Genomic DNA, 13,765 nt, shown 5'->3' with positions numbered 1-13,765 from the left:
AAGGTCACCAAGGGGCCAGGCAGCGCCAAGGCGGGGTTGGCGATGGCGTTCAAGCTGATCGAGGCTGCTCAGTGCCGGTGGCGGGCGATCACCGCGCCGCACCTGGTGGCCCTCGTGCGAGCTGGGGTCGTCTTCGAGGCCGGCAAGCGTGTTGAGCGTCCCGAGGCACGAGGGGCGCAGGTCGCCGAGCCCGCCGCGCCGGTCGAGCAGCCGCTACCGGCAGCTGCCTAAACGATCTTCATCCACAGGTCTTGACAATTTCTCGGAGACAACTCCTGGAGGGGCTACGAAGGGTCTGGCGCCTCCCGCGCGGGGCCGTCCGGAGTGTTTGCCCTGGTCAGATGGGCGCCCCCGGCTGGATTCGAACCAGCGACCATCGGATTAGAAGATCTCTGCGGAGGTCGGAAAAAGCGTCACTGACCAGCGACGATAAGTAACTACCGCAGCCCACACCCACAGGACAACCGTTGACAGGGGAGTGGGGGAGGCGACGGCGGCTGGCGGACGCATGCCGCGTTGTGGGGACACCTGTGGGGACGGTGTGGGGAGGGCTCGGGAGATCTGTCCGTCCCCATCAGGAGCCAGGCGGATGCCGCACGTCTCAGACCGCCTCGGCCGTAATCTGCCCCTCCCACAGCGCCAGGTGCCGCTGCTCGTTGGTGAGGTCCCCACCGTGCCTCTCACGGGCGCGTCGTAGAGATTCGTGCTCCATGCCCTCCACCCACCGACGGCGCTGCTCATCGGGGGAGAGGCGGCCCAGCAGCCTCATCACGCGGCCAGCGCAGCAGCGGCCTCGGCGCGCGCGATGGCCAGGTGGCGGGCAGCAGCGTCGCGGTCCCCGATGTGGAGGATCGTGCCCAGCTCGGCGAGCGTGAGCTTCTGGTCCGGGTGCGCCAGACCCCACGCGCGGCAGGCCAGCAGGAGGGCCTGGCGGGTCTCCAGGCACCCGAGGATCGTGTCCGCCAGGTCTTCGACCTCGACGGCTTCCAGCGCCCGCACCGCGTCGTCGTCAGCGACCTCGGGGGCGTGCTCCAGCGTCACCTCGGTCACTTGCACGTCCCGCACCCAGCGTGCCCCACGTGCTGCACGGTCTGCCCGCTGCACGGCGTGCCGCATGGCCACCACGGCCATCGCGCGAAAGCCGTCGGCGTCCAGGTGCTGCCAGCGCCCGACGTGCTCCAGCAGGCAAATGACGGCCTCGCTCCTGGCCTCATCGCGCTCAATGCTGAGACGCCCGGCCGTCCGCACCGCGATCTCGATCTGGGGCTGCATGGCTCCCACGAGCGGACCGGGGGAGGGGCGGCGGCGGCGCAGTGCGCGGCGGCGACGGAGGTCGAGTTCGGTGTCTGCGGTGACGTTGGTGCTGGCCATGAGGTGCTCCAGGGGCGAGAGGGGGAGTGGGAGGTGCTGCCGGGCCTCGGCGTGCCAGGTCGTCCTGGCTCATCTCGCTCCATGCGGGCGGTGTCCGCCTCGCTCCCCCACCAGCCGTGGCCAGTGGTTGCCCCTCGCGGCCCGTGATGCCCGGGGGGCCGCTGTGTGACCAGGGTGGCCGGCCGAGTCGTGCGGCGCAAGCACCGATTGGGAAGGCGCCAACTGGTGCCACCAGTTGGTGGATGCGGACTGGTCAACGCCGGCTGTCGTACGACCCCGCTTCACTGCGCGCATGGACGACGAGACCACTGTGCGGGCCGCTGATGCTGAACTCACGATCCAGGGGTGGGCCAATCTCCTGCTGCTCCAGGCCGCGCTGGGGGAGGGCAACGTGGCGGAAGCGAAGGAGATCGTGGAGCAGGCGATGAGCCTCTGGCGAGGGCACCCCTGGTTCGACGACATCGACCACGAGGCGGCGCAGCGACTGCAGGACATGCTGAACAGTGCCGAGCGGCGCTAGGCGGCCAGGGCCATCTCCGTCCAGACGCGGGGCGCAGGAATCACGGTGGCAGCAGCATCCTCGGCCGGCTTGACCGCCACGACCTTGTGCACCGTGAACTCCCGGACGCGGTTGTCCCTGCGGTAGTCCTCTCCGCTGCGCCACACGTGCTCGCCGGTGCGCGTCAGCAGGCCCTTCTTCTCCAGCTGTGCCAGCCAGTGCCCGGCGGACTTGTGGTTGGTGCCCATCAGGTCGCCGAGCCAGACCTGGCCGATGCCGAGGTGCGTGGTGCGCTGCTGGTCCTGCACCAGAGCCACGACGTGCCCCCAGACCGTGGGGAGCTGGCTGTTCTTCTGAATTCTCTCTGCCACCACGGCAGCCCCCTCTGAGCCGTCCCACACCCACCGAGTTCGTGCCGCCGCTCCATCCAGATGCGGCTTCCTGTAGACCCGCTCGGCGTCCTGCAGTGCCCACCGTCGAGTCCGCTTCTCCGAGGTGATGCGGACAGCCAGAGCCGGCCTGTAGGCCAACACCGCGTCCACCGCCTGCTCCGGTGTCAGACCCATCCACTGGGTGATCCGCCAGCAGGCCATGAGCTTGGCTGAGTCGCTGCGCTGAGCGCCCTTCTCCACCCCTGCCCCGCGCTGAGGGTCTGCCTCGTAGGCGTCCCACAGCATCTGCCAGCGAGCCACACAGTTCGCCACAGCCCCGTCCAGTGAGGAGCCCTCCAGCACCTGCTGCTGACCCCATAGCTTCCATCTCTCAGCACAGGGGGGCTTGGTGGCGTTCGTCCTGATTTGCTCTCCGTCCACCGCTCCCTCCTCCACCCACCCCAGGTAAGTGAGGACCTCAGGAGGACAAGCAGCGACGGTGCCCCAGACTCCGTAGAGGACCACGTAGGAGCCACCGTCTGCTCGGGTCTGCTCGGGACCCAGGACGAAGCAACCGACGCTGCTGCTGGCGTAGCGCAGGTCGATGCCAGGGCGACCGTGCAGGGCCCCGGCAGGCAAGTTCACAGAAGCGCGCATGTAGCAGTGCCACCCCTTCGCAGTGCGCACGACAAGGTGGTCTCGCAGAACGATGCCTGTGGCTTCCACGAGATCAGCCAGAGCCTCCTTGGTGTCCACGTCGATGACGAGCAGGCTGCCGGTTGGCGCGATGCCGACCAGAGCCTGCGGGTGATGCGCGAGGACGCGAGTCAGCAGCTCGAGGTCGTCGGAGACGCAGTCCTCCTCGTCGTGGAACTCGACGCACGCGGCGTGCTCTCGGCGTACGCACATCAGCGGCTCCTTGCCTCGCTCGGGGTCCACCAGAGTCAGCAGGACGCCTTCCAGGCTCAGCAGCGCCTGCAGCGACAGATGACCCGGCCCATCCCATCCAGGGGCGTCACAGCGCTCCTCGCGTGCCTCACGCAACAGGACGACCGCGAGGTCCTCAGCGGCCTGCTCAGCGCGCAGCTGCTCGACGAGCTCCTGCCACTCGGCCGGCCAGGTCTCGGGACCGTCACCATCGGCGGGAGTCCAGTGGCGGACGCCCTCGCTCGGCCACTCAGGGATTGGGTCGTGGCGGGCAGCCCAGCGGGCGTCGTCCTCAGCCAGCCAGGCGGGGTCAGCCTGCGGGGGGTGAGCGTCCCAGTAGGACCAGTCGACCTCTGGCGCGGGATGGGTGTCGAGCCTGCGTAGCGCCCATCCGTCAGGGTCGTCCTCGATGCGGATGGGGACAATGCGGCCCAGGGCATCCAAGCCCCAGAAACATCCGTCTGGCAGGTGCAGGCCGAAGGCTGCGAGCAGCTCATCAGAGGCGACTGCGCGGGGTGAATCTGCGATGATGGACACGGTCACTCCGATGGTCTGAATCGGTGCGGCTCGGCCCGTCAGCGTCTCTAGCGCTGGCGGGCCACTCGTTTATCGAGGTGCTTGCATCATGCACCACATCGCGACCCGTGACGACATTATCCAGGGTGCTGTTCGATTTCTACAGAGTTTGCCGACGGTAGACAACTAGAAACAGGTTACCCAGCGTGACCTGCGGGTTTGCTTGTCTGACCGCTGAAGTCGCAGCAGCAACCCACCAGTTGGTGGGTTGAAAATAACTACGGTGAAATCTGCTCTTGCAGCAGTATTTTCGCGCGTGTCATCGTCGTCTTATCGCCAGCCGGGCAGTCCGGCCGGACCGATAAACGGAGGCATGCAAAATGACCAGCACCGTCGCGTTCCAGCTCCCCAACCACAGTGGCTACGGAGGGCGCACCTTCGGCCTGGAGGAGTGCCTCTACGGGGGCGAGATCGACAGCGAGCCCGCTGAGGTGCAGGAGGACCTGCGCACCGAGTTCGCCGCCGTCCGGGCTGTCATCGCTCGCACAGCGGCCACGCTCGACCAGGCCGGCTACACCGTCATCGGCACCGGCGAGGTGCTCGCCAGCGTGATCGACGTCGAGAACCCGTGGAGCAGCGACCTGGCGGTCTCCATGTCGCCGGAGGAGGCGCTGGAGCTCATCGAGGCCGCCCACGACGAGATCGCGCGAATCTTCTGATGGCCACCTGGAGCCGCCGAGGCGACGTGTGGGGCGTGCTGGTCCCCACCGACCAGGCCACTCCCGGCGAAGAGGTGGTGGCTACCCGCCGCGACGGCACCGAGAAGCTCGTCGTGATCGGCACCGACCTCCGCCACGACCGCGACGACGACTTTGTGTGGTGCTCAGTCGAGCCGCTGCGTGACCAACTGCTGGGCTCGGACGGCTCTTGCGCCGAGTGCGGCCGAGGTGGCGCGCGGTTCTACCGCCGCGACTCTTCGGGCATCGGCGGCATGGTCTGCGGCCGGTGCAGCGCGGAGCCGGACTACTGCCTCAGCTTCGCCTGAGACCCCCACTCAAGCGGTGCCGAGCCCGTCCGAACCGGGCTCGGCACCGCCACCTGACCACCTCATCACAGATCAGGAGCACAACGATGAGCCTCAACGACGATTTCCCGCATCACCCCATGTCGCAGGCGCCCTACAGCGACGAGCCCGCGCCTGCCGAGGACGGCGAGGCTGAGGCTCCCGCGCCGCCCCCGGTCGCCCCCGAGTTGGACGGGGCGCCGCTGTGAGCGGGTACGAGTGGCCCGGGACCTGGCGCGAGGTCGGGCCGCGTCTGACCTCGCTCCTGGTAGAGCGAGAGGTGTTCTCGGGCCCCGGCCAGGCCCAGATGGCCGTCGAGCAACTCAGCCAGGTCACAGTCCTCAGTGACCCGGTCGAGTTCGTACGCAGCGGCGAGTGGGAGCGAGCGCGTGCGCTGTGGGTCGCACTGGAGCAGGCGGTGGCCGCTGCGAACAACGACGACCTCTTCGACCTTGGCCTTCTGGCATGACCGCCGAAGAGCGCCTGGTCCAGATCCGCCGCATGCAGGCCCAGGGCAAGAGCACCCGTCAGATCGCAGCCGTCATCGGGATCTCACAGCCCCGCGTCGTGCAGATCTTGGGGGCTGCACGACGCGGGCCGAGCGCCGTGCTTCTGGTGCGTCAGGCGCGCCGTGAGACGACGACCGCCGCGATCCTGGCTGCTGCCCGTCGCGGGCGACTGACCCACGCCGAGATCGCCGAGGACGCCGGCGTCAGCCGCAGCACCGTCAGTCGTGTCCTGCGTGCCGGTCGGGAGGGGCGGTGAAGCCCGCCGACCGTGCTGTGCGGGCCTCGCAGATCGCTGATGCGTACGACGCGGGCGCTAGCGCAGCGGACCTGGCCGAGCAGCACGGCATCTCTCAGAGCACCGTGCACCGAATCCTGGTTCAGCAGGGAGTGGCGCTCCGGGGCCGCGAGTGGATCCGCTGGGGCGGCACTCGCACCATGGAGATCGTCGCTGGCAGCCAGGCTGGCCTCACCACCACAGAGCTCGCCGAGCAGCACGGGCTCTCGGTGAATCGGGTCAGGCAGCTGCTGGCGCGGGCCCGCCACGAGGGGCTCGACCCGAGCGCCGCTCCACGGCCGCGCATCCCCGCCCCTCGGGTCGCCGTCGGCAGGCGCGTGGACGGGGGCTGCTCTCGGTGCCGTGGGTCGCAGCGGTGGCAGCGATGGGGCGCGACCCTGTGGGCCGTCTGCGAGTCGTGCGGGGTGATGAGCAGCCCTCGGCCTCTACGGGGCAGGCGGCAGTCAGCCTGAGGGCTTACTCGTCGATGAGTGCTCCACGTACCTCGGCGGAGTGCAGCAGCGCGAGCACGTCACGACTCCAGCGCATGCCGAGCGTGCTGACCCACGTCAGGAAGGGAACGCCAACCAGCCCGACCCCGATGGTGAACGGGTTGCCCACATAGGCGCCTGCGGCCACCATCACCACGGCGAGAAGCGCCCCGACCGCGATGGTCAGGCCCACTGCCGTATGAAGCGCATTGACTGTGCGCTGTGCGCGGCGGGCACGGTCTGGCAGCCACACCTCGTCGTTGGGGCGAGCTTCGGTGGTCGTCATGGTTGAGTCTTCGGATCAGACGCGACCCACCTTGACCCCGCCTCAGCCTCGCTCGCGTGTACGCCAAGCCACAATGACGATGATCACCAGAGCCAGCACCACGCCGGTGATGACGCCGCTGACGGGGACAGGGCCTCCGATCCACACGAGGGGCAGCCGGGCCTTCGCCCCTGATCTTGGACACGCGGTGGTGGGCTACGCCGCGATTGGCAGCGTAGATGTCAGGTGCGCGGCTCGACGTCTTCCCGGCGCACCCACACGTGGTGTTCCCCGTGGCGCCAGAGCTCGACGTGCATGGCGAGGCTGGTCCAGGCGGTAACCATGCCCCAGACGATCTCGACGACCTCGGTGCCGTCGTGCTGGCGCCAGGGGCAGCGCACGTGCGCCGGGATCTCGGTGCTCCCCGCCGAGTGCCAGCCCTCGCCGATGTCGGTGGCCCGGCTGACCAGGTCCGGCAGATGCCGGTGCGCTCGGATCAGGTCCACCGAGACAGGATGCGCGTCGACTTCCTGCGTTCCGTCCACGCGTTCGAGTCGGGGTGCCTACCGTCCTGGCCATGGCGAAGGCGAGCACCCCTCTCGGGCGGCTTCATGACCTGCTCAGCAACTACGAGGAGGTGCGCGAAGACATGGGAGAGGGAAGCTCGGTCCGCCAGGTCTGGGGCGTCGTTCTCGGTGTCCCCCTAGAGCAGGTCGCCTTGGAGCTGGCCAACCTTGGTGCGGAGCTCTTGCCCGCCGCAGCAGCGCAGGTGAACAGGGCTGACGACCGCCACCAGCAGGCCATCTGGAGCCACCACTGGGAAGAGTGGGCAGCTCCGATCCTGCACGAGAACGCAGGCTTGGACTCCACCTCGTCCAACCTCCCGGCGCGAAGCCTGATCTACCTCGCCGGCCTGTGGCGCGGCCTGGAGGTGCCGTCCCTGATCGAAGGGCAGGTGCCTTCTGAGCAGCGCGTGCGCGACCTCATCTCCGACCTGCAGGGTGTCCGGGACAGCCTGGAGCACGACGATGAGTTCCCCGCTGTGGTGCGCTCAGCCCTCAGTCGCAGGCTGTCGGAGACCATCGACGCCCTGGCTGACCTACGTCGCAACGGCCCCGCCGGGGCCCAGGAGGCGGCCAAGCGGATCCTGGGCGAGGTCGCCATCGCCAAGGCGACCGCTCGCAAGGACTCCTCGCTGTTGCGGCAGATCGTGAGCATTGCCTGGACTACGTATCTCGCGGTCGCGCCCTTGTCCGACGCGGTCACTAGCGTCGGGATCATCGAGAGCACCGTCGAGACCATCGCCGGTGAGATCGTCGACCACATCCCGGGCGAACTGCCTCAGCGGCCCGAGGGGCCCGGCGCCGTGACGGATGGCACCGAGCAGCCCTGACGGCTAAGAGTTCTGTCCGTCCCCTGGGGGCAGGTCTCGCAGGTTGACCAGACGACCTCCGATGATTGCGGGCATCTCCAGCGGCAGAGGGTTCTCGTAGTGCTCGCGTAGAGCCGCCCACAGCGGATCGAGCCTCTCGCGCTGGTCCTTGGTGCTCACAGCAGTTTGCGCCACTGCTGTAGGAGCCAGGTGCTCTCCGGGTCGCCCGGCCCGAGCCCGAAGCTCTGGTCGGCAGCGCGTCCGTAGGCCCAGATGAAGCCGCCAGCCAGCCCGATGCGACCGGACCACCGACCCACCCTGGTGATGAAGTCTCGCCTCGCGGCGTTGCCTCCACCGCCGTCCCTCGGGTCGAAGCCGACCTCTCCGAGCATGACGGGGCGCCCACCCGCAGCCGCCGCCAGACCGGCCAGGTAGGCCGCGATGCGCACCTCGCTGGGCATGTAGTCCGGCGCCAGATACTTGCCCTAGACGTGCGACGACACGAGGTCGATCGAGGGCGGGTGCAGGTTCGCCACGCTGAGGTCCACCGAGGCTCCCGACTGCGCATCCGGGGTCGGGTAGAGCGGGTGCAGGAACCCCTCGGCGCCCGAAGACACTAGGTGCGTCGGGTCGGTCGCCTTCACCAGCTTCGCCGCGCGGTCGATCCAGCCCATGCTGATGGGATCGAAGTTCGGCCTGGGCTCGTTGAGCACCTCCCACGCCATGACGGCCCCACGGCCTCGGTAGCGGCTCACCAGCGCCTGCACCTGCGCCGCCCACTCCGGAGCGATGCCGTCCCCGCCCGGCCGATACCAGGAGTCCTGGTCCAGCTTGAAGCACTGCGGCCCACCGAAGTCGGTCTGCCCGTTGCCAAGGCACAGCAGCAGGCGGATGCCGAGCCGGTCTGCCACCGCCAGCGCGGCGTCCAGGCGCTGCAGCAAGTTTCCGTCGGCGCGCCCGTCCTTGGAGAACGCCCACGTGCGGACCGCGTTTACCCCGAGCGCAGCCACCTCGGTGAGGCGCTGCGCTGCCTCCTGGGGCGAGGAGTCGAGCAGATCCCAGACGTTCGCGCCGCGCGCCCGCCACGTGCCGCGCCCGTCCTGCAGAGTGTCACCGGCTCGGGTGATGAGGGAGAGGGCCATCAGTTGTTCTCCTCGTCGGTCTCGGGCTCCGGGTGCAGCACCTCGTCAGTGGCCATGGCGAGCAGACCCAGCCGCTCGATGGCGCTGGGCATCTCCCCGTTGGAGTCCTCGGACAGCACGCTCACCACGTCGCCGCCGTCCGGCATGAGCAGGCGCGTGATCGTGATGGTCGTCAGGACCATGGCGCCCTCGGGTGCGCTCATGCGTGCCGCCTCGCCCACCAGGCCTGAGGCGCGAAGACGGGATCCGGGGGAGTGGGGTCGGGCTCGGGCTGACCGGGGCAGTTGGCGCCCTCGATCTCGGGCCAGGTGTCGGCCTGGACCCAGTAGTGAGGTCCGTGTGGGTCCTCGGTGTCGCCGCAGTGCAGCGTCGGGATCGCCTCCAGAGCCGCCCGCAGAGGGCCGATGGCCTCCAGCACCGAGTCGGGCACCTCGTCCCCGAAGGCACCGTGCAAGGTGCCGACCAGGCCCCAGACGGCCTCGGTGAGGGTGGCCAGTGCTGCCCGCGCCTCCTCGTCCGTCATCTGCTCGATCTCGGGAGCGCTCATGCGTCGCTGCCCTTGGGCTGGCCGGGGCAGTTAGCGCCCTCGCGGAGGTCTCTCCGCATGTAGAAGTGGTGACCGTGCGGGGTGGTGTCACCGCAATGGATGTTCAGCACCAGCCTGAGGCCGTCGTCCTGCGGGCGCGTGAGCCCCTTGACCGCAGCGGCCAGGGCCAGCACCGCGTGCACCTGCGCCGCAGCGATGAGCGTCTGCTGATAGGCCAGCGGGTTGGGGGCATTGGTCTGGTCGAGCAGGCGGTTGGCAGCCTTCTCGTGGTCGTCGCAGGTGCCGATCGGATCGTGTGGCCTGGTCTCCAGCATCTCTCCTCCTTCATGATCATTTAGCCGCCCGGACCACCCGGCCGACCCCTTCAGCGCCCCGAGTCGCGATCCACACCCCTGCCCGTGATCGCGACTCGGGGCGCCACCGCCCACTCCTGTCATTCACTAAAACCGCCTGCTGGAGGCGGCCTCGTCCGTAACCTCGCGCCCATGCGTGAGGCCTTTCTCGTCCCTGCTGTCGGCCTGCTCGCGGCACTGGCTCTCGCGGGCTGCTCGGCCCCCACCGAGGCCGCTGCTCCTGCCGAGAGCCCCTCGGTCGCGGAGTCGGCTGCGCCCGCTGAGACCGCCGCTGCTGCAGAGGGCACCGACCTCACCGAGCAGGTGCGCGCCGCCGTGGGCGAGGACCTGGCCCCTCTGGTGACCTCCGCTGAGCAGACCGAGCCAGGCCGTGTGCAGGTGGACACTTCCATCAGCGATCCGCGCACCGATGACAGCGCCGAGGCGGGCCAGGCCATCTACATTTGCGACGCCGTGTCCGGCATGGACGCTGTCGAGCACGTCAGCGTCATGGAGTCGGACGGCTCGACCTTCGTCGTCTATGGACACCCGGCCTACCCGGCCGGAGAGTGCAGCGAGGTCTGACCCCCACTCGGCGCTCATGCCGGCACCTCGGCCTGCTCGGCCAGCGCCTCGCATGACAGCCCCAGCACCCGCAGCGGCGACCCTGGCGTACGCAGCTCGGCCATGACGGCTGAGTGCGCAGCTTCATCAGCGCTGGCCTGGCGACGACGCGCCAGCTTCGCCCTCTCGGCGTCCAGCCGGACCTTCGCCAGCCGCCTGTCCCGAGGTGCCTCGGGGTCGGTCAGGCGCACTCGCCGTGCCTGCGCCTGGCGCTCCTGCTCGCGCTCGATGATCGCCGTCGGCCTTGGCGGCAGGCGCCTCACGACGCTGCCCGCCATGCCCAGGCGCGCTGGTATGCCGTCTCCAGCGCCTCGCCCGTGAGACCACTGGCGCTGCTCAGCCACACGACGAGCAGCGCCACCTCCTCGGGCCCCAGGTGCGCCCGCAGCGTCTCCCCGTCGGTCGCTAGCGCCAGCACCGCCGAGTGCTCCACCGAACCCGGCTGCACGGTGATGTGCGCCTGCGCCATGGCCTGCCCCGCGTTCACCGCTGACCACCACGGCCACGGTCCAGCACCGGACGCGTCTGCTCAGCGACCTCCTGTGCACGGGTGCGCGGTGGCTGATCGTCACCGCCGTCGTGCTCGACCAGCCAGCGAGCGGCGCGGTCGCGGTCCTCGGCCGACGGCTTCGCCAGCAGCCACGCACCACCACTGCCGAGGTCCAGACGCCCCAGCACCCACGGCTCGGGGGAGCGCATGATCGCGCGCATCAGGCCGGTGCTGGTGATCGTCTGGTCAGGGAAGCGGAGCGCGTGGGGGCGCGCGCCGTCGGTCAGCACCACGACATCGACCGCGACCGCCGATCGCGGCGGCTGGCCATCAATGGCACCCGGTGTCACCCAGGCCGCGATGACGTGACGACGACGGATCAGCACGAGGGATCCGGCGTGCTCGCGTGCCCGGAAGTCGCCGTGGGGGGAGGCGGCCGAGGCCACGGAGAAGCCGCTCACGCGAGGTCCTCGGGGGCCTGCGGCTGCACCGGGATCGAGCCCAGGGGCGAGGGCTCCGAGATACCTGCCTCGGGGCGAAGTCCCCGGGCACCCGCGTCCGAGGGTGCCTCAGCGGAGCCTGAGCCGGGGTTTGCCGACTGCAGGCGGGTCAGTGCGCCTGCAGCGGCCTGCCGCCAGGCCGAGTTCTCCGCCTCCAGCTCCGCAAGCCGCGCCGTCACTGCTCGCAACTCGAGCTCGGCGGGGGACGGTCCTCGTGTCGCTTCGGCCTGCTCAGCCGCGATGTCTGCCTTGACCCAGGCGGCGATGCAGGTGGGGGAGAGGCGGAGGTCTCGTGCGATGTCGACGCGGAGCTCCCGGCCCTCACGCACTTCGCGGATGGCTGCGCGCTTGATCCATGCCGGTGTCGTGCTGTGGCCCATGACAGGTCCTCTCTGAGTGCGAGTGAGGCGGGCACCCAGGAGGTGTGGTCACGCCCTGGGTGCCTTCACCAGGACCAGGGGCGGCGCGAGAGGCCGTGCGGCATGCATTAGGTCACGGATTGGAAACGGTGCCGATGGCACCGTCTTCTCACTTCAGACCTGGACGTCCCGCTTACGCTGAGTCACAGCACCAATGCAGGTGCGCGCTCACTCCCTCTCCGCGTCGACCACGTCGTACGACCCACGGGGGAGCACTGCCATGTCCGAGACCGCCAGCACCAAGACCACCATCACCGATCTGCGTGCACGCGCCACCACCCGCATCCCGGCCTCTCAGGCGCGCCCGAGGGACCTCGTGACCTGGGGCCACCCGGCCACGCACATCGCCATCTACCTCGGCGACGGGCTCATCATCGCGGCGCCGAAGCCGGGTGACAGGGTCAAGGTGCAGGGGCTCTACGGCAGCTTCGAGTTCCACCGCGTCAGCTGATCTCAGCGTCGGTAAACGGGCTCGTCGTGGTCCACACCGCTTGCAGAACGCTCGTCCGCACAGGCCATGTAGCCCTGCCACTGCGCGGTCGTCATCTGTTCGGGTGAGGTCCGCACCTGCTCAGAGGCGATGCGCTGGGTGGGATCGCGGCCATCCGTGCACGCATCGCTGCTGTGCGAGCCTCCGCCGATCAGGGTCAGCACACCCAGCACAGCGGCGGCTGCTACACCGACCAGCATCCAGGAGCCCAGCCCTGGGCCGTTGCTGGCGCCCACGCCAGCGTGGACGACTGCGGGGGTCAGTGGCGTGCCGTCGTCAGGCAGGAACTGAGGGGCAAGCTCCTCTCGCAGGCGACGCCGCTCAGCGTCCCAGGCCAGCCAGCGATGCTCCTGCCAGAGGCGCAGAGTGGCCTGGGCGTGAGCGGTGCACACCTGACAGCCGCGAGGTCGGTGACTCCCACGCTGCTGATGTGCGGGTGAGGCCATGGCAGCGGCACGCTCTTGGGCGGTGCGCTCCAGATGCAGGCGTTGCGCTGGCCGAAAAGGTGCTGGACCCACCCGGCGCCGCACGGCGCGTTCCAGACGATCGCGGCCATCTGCCCAGTTCCGCGACTTTGCCATGACAGCATCATCGGCACCGGCGCTGTGCATCGTGAGTAGCGACGCGCCGGTGATCTGAGCAAGCACTCCTATCCAACGTCTCCGCAGGTCAAGCCACGTTTGGCGTAGCTGAGCTGGTTCAGCTATTTGGCTTGTCTGGTCACTGAGAGTTGCCGAGTATCTCCTCAAGGTCAACTCCGAGGAGATGCTCAGTGCTGCGATCCACTCGCTCCATCCGAGGGCTCCTCACGGGAGCCCTGCTCGCCCTGGCCGTGACCATTCCGGCCGCAGCGGCACACGCGACGCCGTACGACCCCGCCAAGGACCTGACGGTCTTTGACGTGGCGCCCAAGGGATCCGGGTGGGGCTGCGACTCCCAGCCGACCGTGCAGATGCTCGGCAACTACAAGCGCCAGGTCATCCAGTGCGTCCACATCAACTGGGGCAAGCGAGACGTGCCGCCGCTGCAGTCCAGCGTGACCGTGACCAACGGATCTGCTCCTGGCACCAGCACCGAATGCCACTACGACGATGCAGGTGTCGGCACGTGCACCAGCACCGACATCGTCGGTGTCGGTGAGGAGTGGATCGCCAGCTGGCAGGAACTCCCGGACCCAACTATCTACGGCACCTGGTGTGACCAGGGGATGGGGCCTTTCGACGCGCTGTGCATCAAGGAGCGCAAGACCAAGCAGCGAATCCCGGATTCCGTGCGGAGGAACAGCGACCGCACCTTTGCTGGTATCGAGGCAAGCAGCTTCGTCAACGGTTTTGAGCCCGGCTTGGTCAAGGGTGGCTGGCTCATGAGTCAGAACGGGCGCTATGGCCTGACATTCCAGGGTGATGGCAACCTCGTGGCGTACGGTCCGAAGAACAAGGTGCTGTGGTCTTCCGGCACCTGGGGTCACCCCAGGGCGCGGTCATAGTCGGGCGATGACTGTGTGACCTGCAGTGATGACCCTCGGTGATGCGACGGCGGACGTGACCCGCGACGATCGAAGCT

26 protein-coding genes and 1 pseudogene are annotated in these 13,765 nt (G+C 68.9%); 12 read left to right on the top strand and 15 right to left on the bottom strand.

Features of this window, described 5'->3' with window-relative positions; genetic code table 11:
- Nucleotides 1-231, top strand: a pseudogene (locus BXY45_RS22120) (hypothetical protein); the annotation flags it as partial.
- A 537-nt stretch (nt 232-768) separates the two neighbouring features.
- On the opposite strand, the gene BXY45_RS22115 reads toward BXY45_RS22120, so the two are convergent.
- Nucleotides 769-1,371: a hypothetical protein gene (locus BXY45_RS22115; RefSeq protein WP_109776702.1), complete on the bottom strand. Its 603-nt coding sequence runs from the start codon at nt 1,369-1,371 to the stop codon at nt 769-771.
- A 292-nt stretch (nt 1,372-1,663) separates the two neighbouring features.
- On the opposite strand from BXY45_RS22115, the gene BXY45_RS22110 reads away from it, so the two are divergent.
- A complete protein-coding gene (locus BXY45_RS22110) occupies nt 1,664-1,891 on the top strand; it encodes a hypothetical protein (protein WP_109776701.1) in 228 nt (75 codons plus the stop codon).
- Here BXY45_RS22110 and BXY45_RS22105 read toward each other — a convergent pair.
- The gene (locus BXY45_RS22105; RefSeq protein WP_146211333.1) at nt 1,888-3,705 is read right to left on the bottom strand and encodes a bifunctional DNA primase/polymerase; all 1,818 of its coding nucleotides are present in this window, start codon (nt 3,703-3,705) and stop codon (nt 1,888-1,890) included. The genes BXY45_RS22110 and BXY45_RS22105 overlap by 4 nt on opposite strands.
- Before the next feature lie 359 nt (nt 3,706-4,064).
- Here BXY45_RS22105 and BXY45_RS22100 point away from each other — a divergent pair, with 359 nt between their 5' ends.
- The 6 genes from BXY45_RS22100 to BXY45_RS24900 all read left to right on the top strand — a co-directional run bounded on the left by BXY45_RS22100 (nt 4,065) and on the right by BXY45_RS24900 (nt 6,003).
- Nucleotides 4,065-4,403: a hypothetical protein gene (locus tag BXY45_RS22100; protein ID WP_109776699.1), complete on the top strand. Its 339-nt coding sequence runs from the start codon at nt 4,065-4,067 to the stop codon at nt 4,401-4,403.
- Nucleotides 4,403-4,729, top strand: coding sequence for a hypothetical protein (locus BXY45_RS22095; protein ID WP_109776698.1), 327 nt, complete (start codon nt 4,403-4,405; stop codon nt 4,727-4,729). Before BXY45_RS22100 ends, BXY45_RS22095 begins: the two co-directional genes overlap by 1 nt.
- Before the next feature lie 86 nt (nt 4,730-4,815).
- Complete coding sequence (locus BXY45_RS23635) at nt 4,816-4,956, top strand: hypothetical protein (RefSeq protein WP_170131687.1); 141 nt, start codon at nt 4,816-4,818, stop codon at nt 4,954-4,956.
- A complete protein-coding gene (locus tag BXY45_RS22090; protein WP_109776697.1) occupies nt 4,953-5,216 on the top strand; it encodes a hypothetical protein in 264 nt (87 codons plus the stop codon). Before BXY45_RS23635 ends, BXY45_RS22090 begins: the two co-directional genes overlap by 4 nt.
- Complete coding sequence (locus BXY45_RS24905) at nt 5,213-5,512, top strand: LacI family DNA-binding transcriptional regulator (protein ID WP_109776696.1); 300 nt, start codon at nt 5,213-5,215, stop codon at nt 5,510-5,512. Before BXY45_RS22090 ends, BXY45_RS24905 begins: the two co-directional genes overlap by 4 nt.
- The gene (locus tag BXY45_RS24900; RefSeq protein ID WP_109776695.1) at nt 5,509-6,003 is read left to right on the top strand and encodes a helix-turn-helix domain-containing protein; all 495 of its coding nucleotides are present in this window, start codon (nt 5,509-5,511) and stop codon (nt 6,001-6,003) included. Before BXY45_RS24905 ends, BXY45_RS24900 begins: the two co-directional genes overlap by 4 nt.
- 4 nt (nt 6,004-6,007) lie before the next feature.
- Here the strand turns inward: BXY45_RS24900 and BXY45_RS22075 are convergent, their stop codons facing one another.
- On the bottom strand, nt 6,008-6,307 hold the full coding sequence (locus BXY45_RS22075) for a hypothetical protein (RefSeq protein WP_146211332.1): 300 nt from the start codon (nt 6,305-6,307) through the stop codon (nt 6,008-6,010).
- Nucleotides 6,308-6,528: 221 nt separating this feature from the next.
- Entirely contained in the window at nt 6,529-6,792 is a 264-nt protein-coding gene (locus BXY45_RS22070; protein ID WP_146211331.1) for a hypothetical protein, read from the bottom strand.
- A 71-nt stretch (nt 6,793-6,863) separates the two neighbouring features.
- Here BXY45_RS22070 and BXY45_RS22065 point away from each other — a divergent pair, with 71 nt between their 5' ends.
- Entirely contained in the window at nt 6,864-7,679 is an 816-nt protein-coding gene (locus tag BXY45_RS22065; protein WP_146211330.1) for a hypothetical protein, read from the top strand.
- Nucleotides 7,680-7,682: 3 nt separating this feature from the next.
- On the opposite strand, the gene BXY45_RS23630 is transcribed toward BXY45_RS22065, so the two are convergent.
- Genes BXY45_RS23630 through BXY45_RS22040 form a run of 6 tightly spaced genes read right to left on the bottom strand, consistent with a single transcriptional unit; the run spans nt 7,683 to nt 9,661 of the window.
- On the bottom strand, nt 7,683-7,838 hold the full coding sequence (locus tag BXY45_RS23630) for a hypothetical protein (RefSeq protein WP_170131686.1): 156 nt from the start codon (nt 7,836-7,838) through the stop codon (nt 7,683-7,685).
- Complete coding sequence (locus BXY45_RS22060; protein ID WP_109776691.1) at nt 7,835-8,119, bottom strand: hypothetical protein; 285 nt, start codon at nt 8,117-8,119, stop codon at nt 7,835-7,837. Before BXY45_RS22060 ends, BXY45_RS23630 begins: the two co-directional genes overlap by 4 nt.
- Before the next feature lie 24 nt (nt 8,120-8,143).
- Entirely contained in the window at nt 8,144-8,800 is a 657-nt protein-coding gene (locus tag BXY45_RS22055; RefSeq protein WP_109776690.1) for a cellulase family glycosylhydrolase, read from the bottom strand.
- On the bottom strand, nt 8,800-9,003 hold the full coding sequence (locus BXY45_RS22050; protein ID WP_146211329.1) for a hypothetical protein: 204 nt from the start codon (nt 9,001-9,003) through the stop codon (nt 8,800-8,802). The genes BXY45_RS22055 and BXY45_RS22050 overlap by 1 nt, the downstream gene beginning before the upstream one ends.
- The gene (locus BXY45_RS22045) at nt 9,000-9,347 is read right to left on the bottom strand and encodes a hypothetical protein (RefSeq protein ID WP_109776688.1); all 348 of its coding nucleotides are present in this window, start codon (nt 9,345-9,347) and stop codon (nt 9,000-9,002) included. The genes BXY45_RS22050 and BXY45_RS22045 overlap by 4 nt, the downstream gene beginning before the upstream one ends.
- The gene (locus BXY45_RS22040) at nt 9,344-9,661 is read right to left on the bottom strand and encodes a hypothetical protein (protein WP_109776687.1); all 318 of its coding nucleotides are present in this window, start codon (nt 9,659-9,661) and stop codon (nt 9,344-9,346) included. The genes BXY45_RS22045 and BXY45_RS22040 overlap by 4 nt, the downstream gene beginning before the upstream one ends.
- A 171-nt stretch (nt 9,662-9,832) precedes the next feature.
- Here BXY45_RS22040 and BXY45_RS22035 point away from each other — a divergent pair, with 171 nt between their 5' ends.
- Nucleotides 9,833-10,264: a hypothetical protein gene (locus BXY45_RS22035; protein ID WP_109776686.1), complete on the top strand. Its 432-nt coding sequence runs from the start codon at nt 9,833-9,835 to the stop codon at nt 10,262-10,264.
- A gap of 14 nt (nt 10,265-10,278) precedes the next feature.
- Here the strand turns inward: BXY45_RS22035 and BXY45_RS22030 are convergent, their stop codons facing one another.
- From BXY45_RS22030 to BXY45_RS22015, 4 genes are read right to left on the bottom strand one after another with little or no spacing between them, the layout of a single operon-like run.
- On the bottom strand, nt 10,279-10,581 hold the full coding sequence (locus tag BXY45_RS22030; RefSeq protein ID WP_109776685.1) for a hypothetical protein: 303 nt from the start codon (nt 10,579-10,581) through the stop codon (nt 10,279-10,281).
- Nucleotides 10,563-10,790 (bottom strand): hypothetical protein, encoded by a 228-nt coding sequence (locus BXY45_RS22025; RefSeq protein ID WP_109776684.1) that lies wholly within the window; start codon nt 10,788-10,790, stop codon nt 10,563-10,565. The genes BXY45_RS22030 and BXY45_RS22025 overlap by 19 nt, the downstream gene beginning before the upstream one ends.
- Nucleotides 10,787-11,254, bottom strand: coding sequence for a hypothetical protein (locus BXY45_RS22020; RefSeq protein ID WP_109776683.1), 468 nt, complete (start codon nt 11,252-11,254; stop codon nt 10,787-10,789). The genes BXY45_RS22025 and BXY45_RS22020 overlap by 4 nt, the downstream gene beginning before the upstream one ends.
- Entirely contained in the window at nt 11,251-11,673 is a 423-nt protein-coding gene (locus BXY45_RS22015; protein WP_109776682.1) for a hypothetical protein, read from the bottom strand. Before BXY45_RS22015 ends, BXY45_RS22020 begins: the two co-directional genes overlap by 4 nt.
- A 259-nt stretch (nt 11,674-11,932) precedes the next feature.
- On the opposite strand from BXY45_RS22015, the gene BXY45_RS22010 reads away from it, so the two are divergent.
- Nucleotides 11,933-12,163: an NlpC/P60 family protein gene (locus tag BXY45_RS22010; RefSeq protein ID WP_170131685.1), complete on the top strand. Its 231-nt coding sequence runs from the start codon at nt 11,933-11,935 to the stop codon at nt 12,161-12,163.
- Nucleotides 12,164-12,165: 2 nt separating this feature from the next.
- On the opposite strand, the gene BXY45_RS23020 is transcribed toward BXY45_RS22010, so the two are convergent.
- On the bottom strand, nt 12,166-12,438 hold the full coding sequence (locus BXY45_RS23020; RefSeq protein ID WP_146211328.1) for a hypothetical protein: 273 nt from the start codon (nt 12,436-12,438) through the stop codon (nt 12,166-12,168).
- A gap of 536 nt (nt 12,439-12,974) precedes the next feature.
- On the opposite strand from BXY45_RS23020, the gene BXY45_RS22000 reads away from it, so the two are divergent.
- Nucleotides 12,975-13,688 carry a hypothetical protein gene (locus tag BXY45_RS22000; protein ID WP_109776679.1) on the top strand — a complete coding sequence of 238 codons (714 nt, stop codon included), beginning with the start codon at nt 12,975-12,977 and terminating at the stop codon, nt 13,686-13,688.
- Nucleotides 13,689-13,765: the final 77 nt, after the last annotated feature.

Origin of the sequence: Quadrisphaera granulorum (genome assembly GCF_003149145.1) — a bacterium.
In the GTDB taxonomy this organism is placed as follows: Bacteria; Actinomycetota; Actinomycetes; order Actinomycetales; family Quadrisphaeraceae; genus Quadrisphaera; species Quadrisphaera granulorum.
This window is presented reverse-complemented; position numbering and strand designations above follow the sequence as displayed.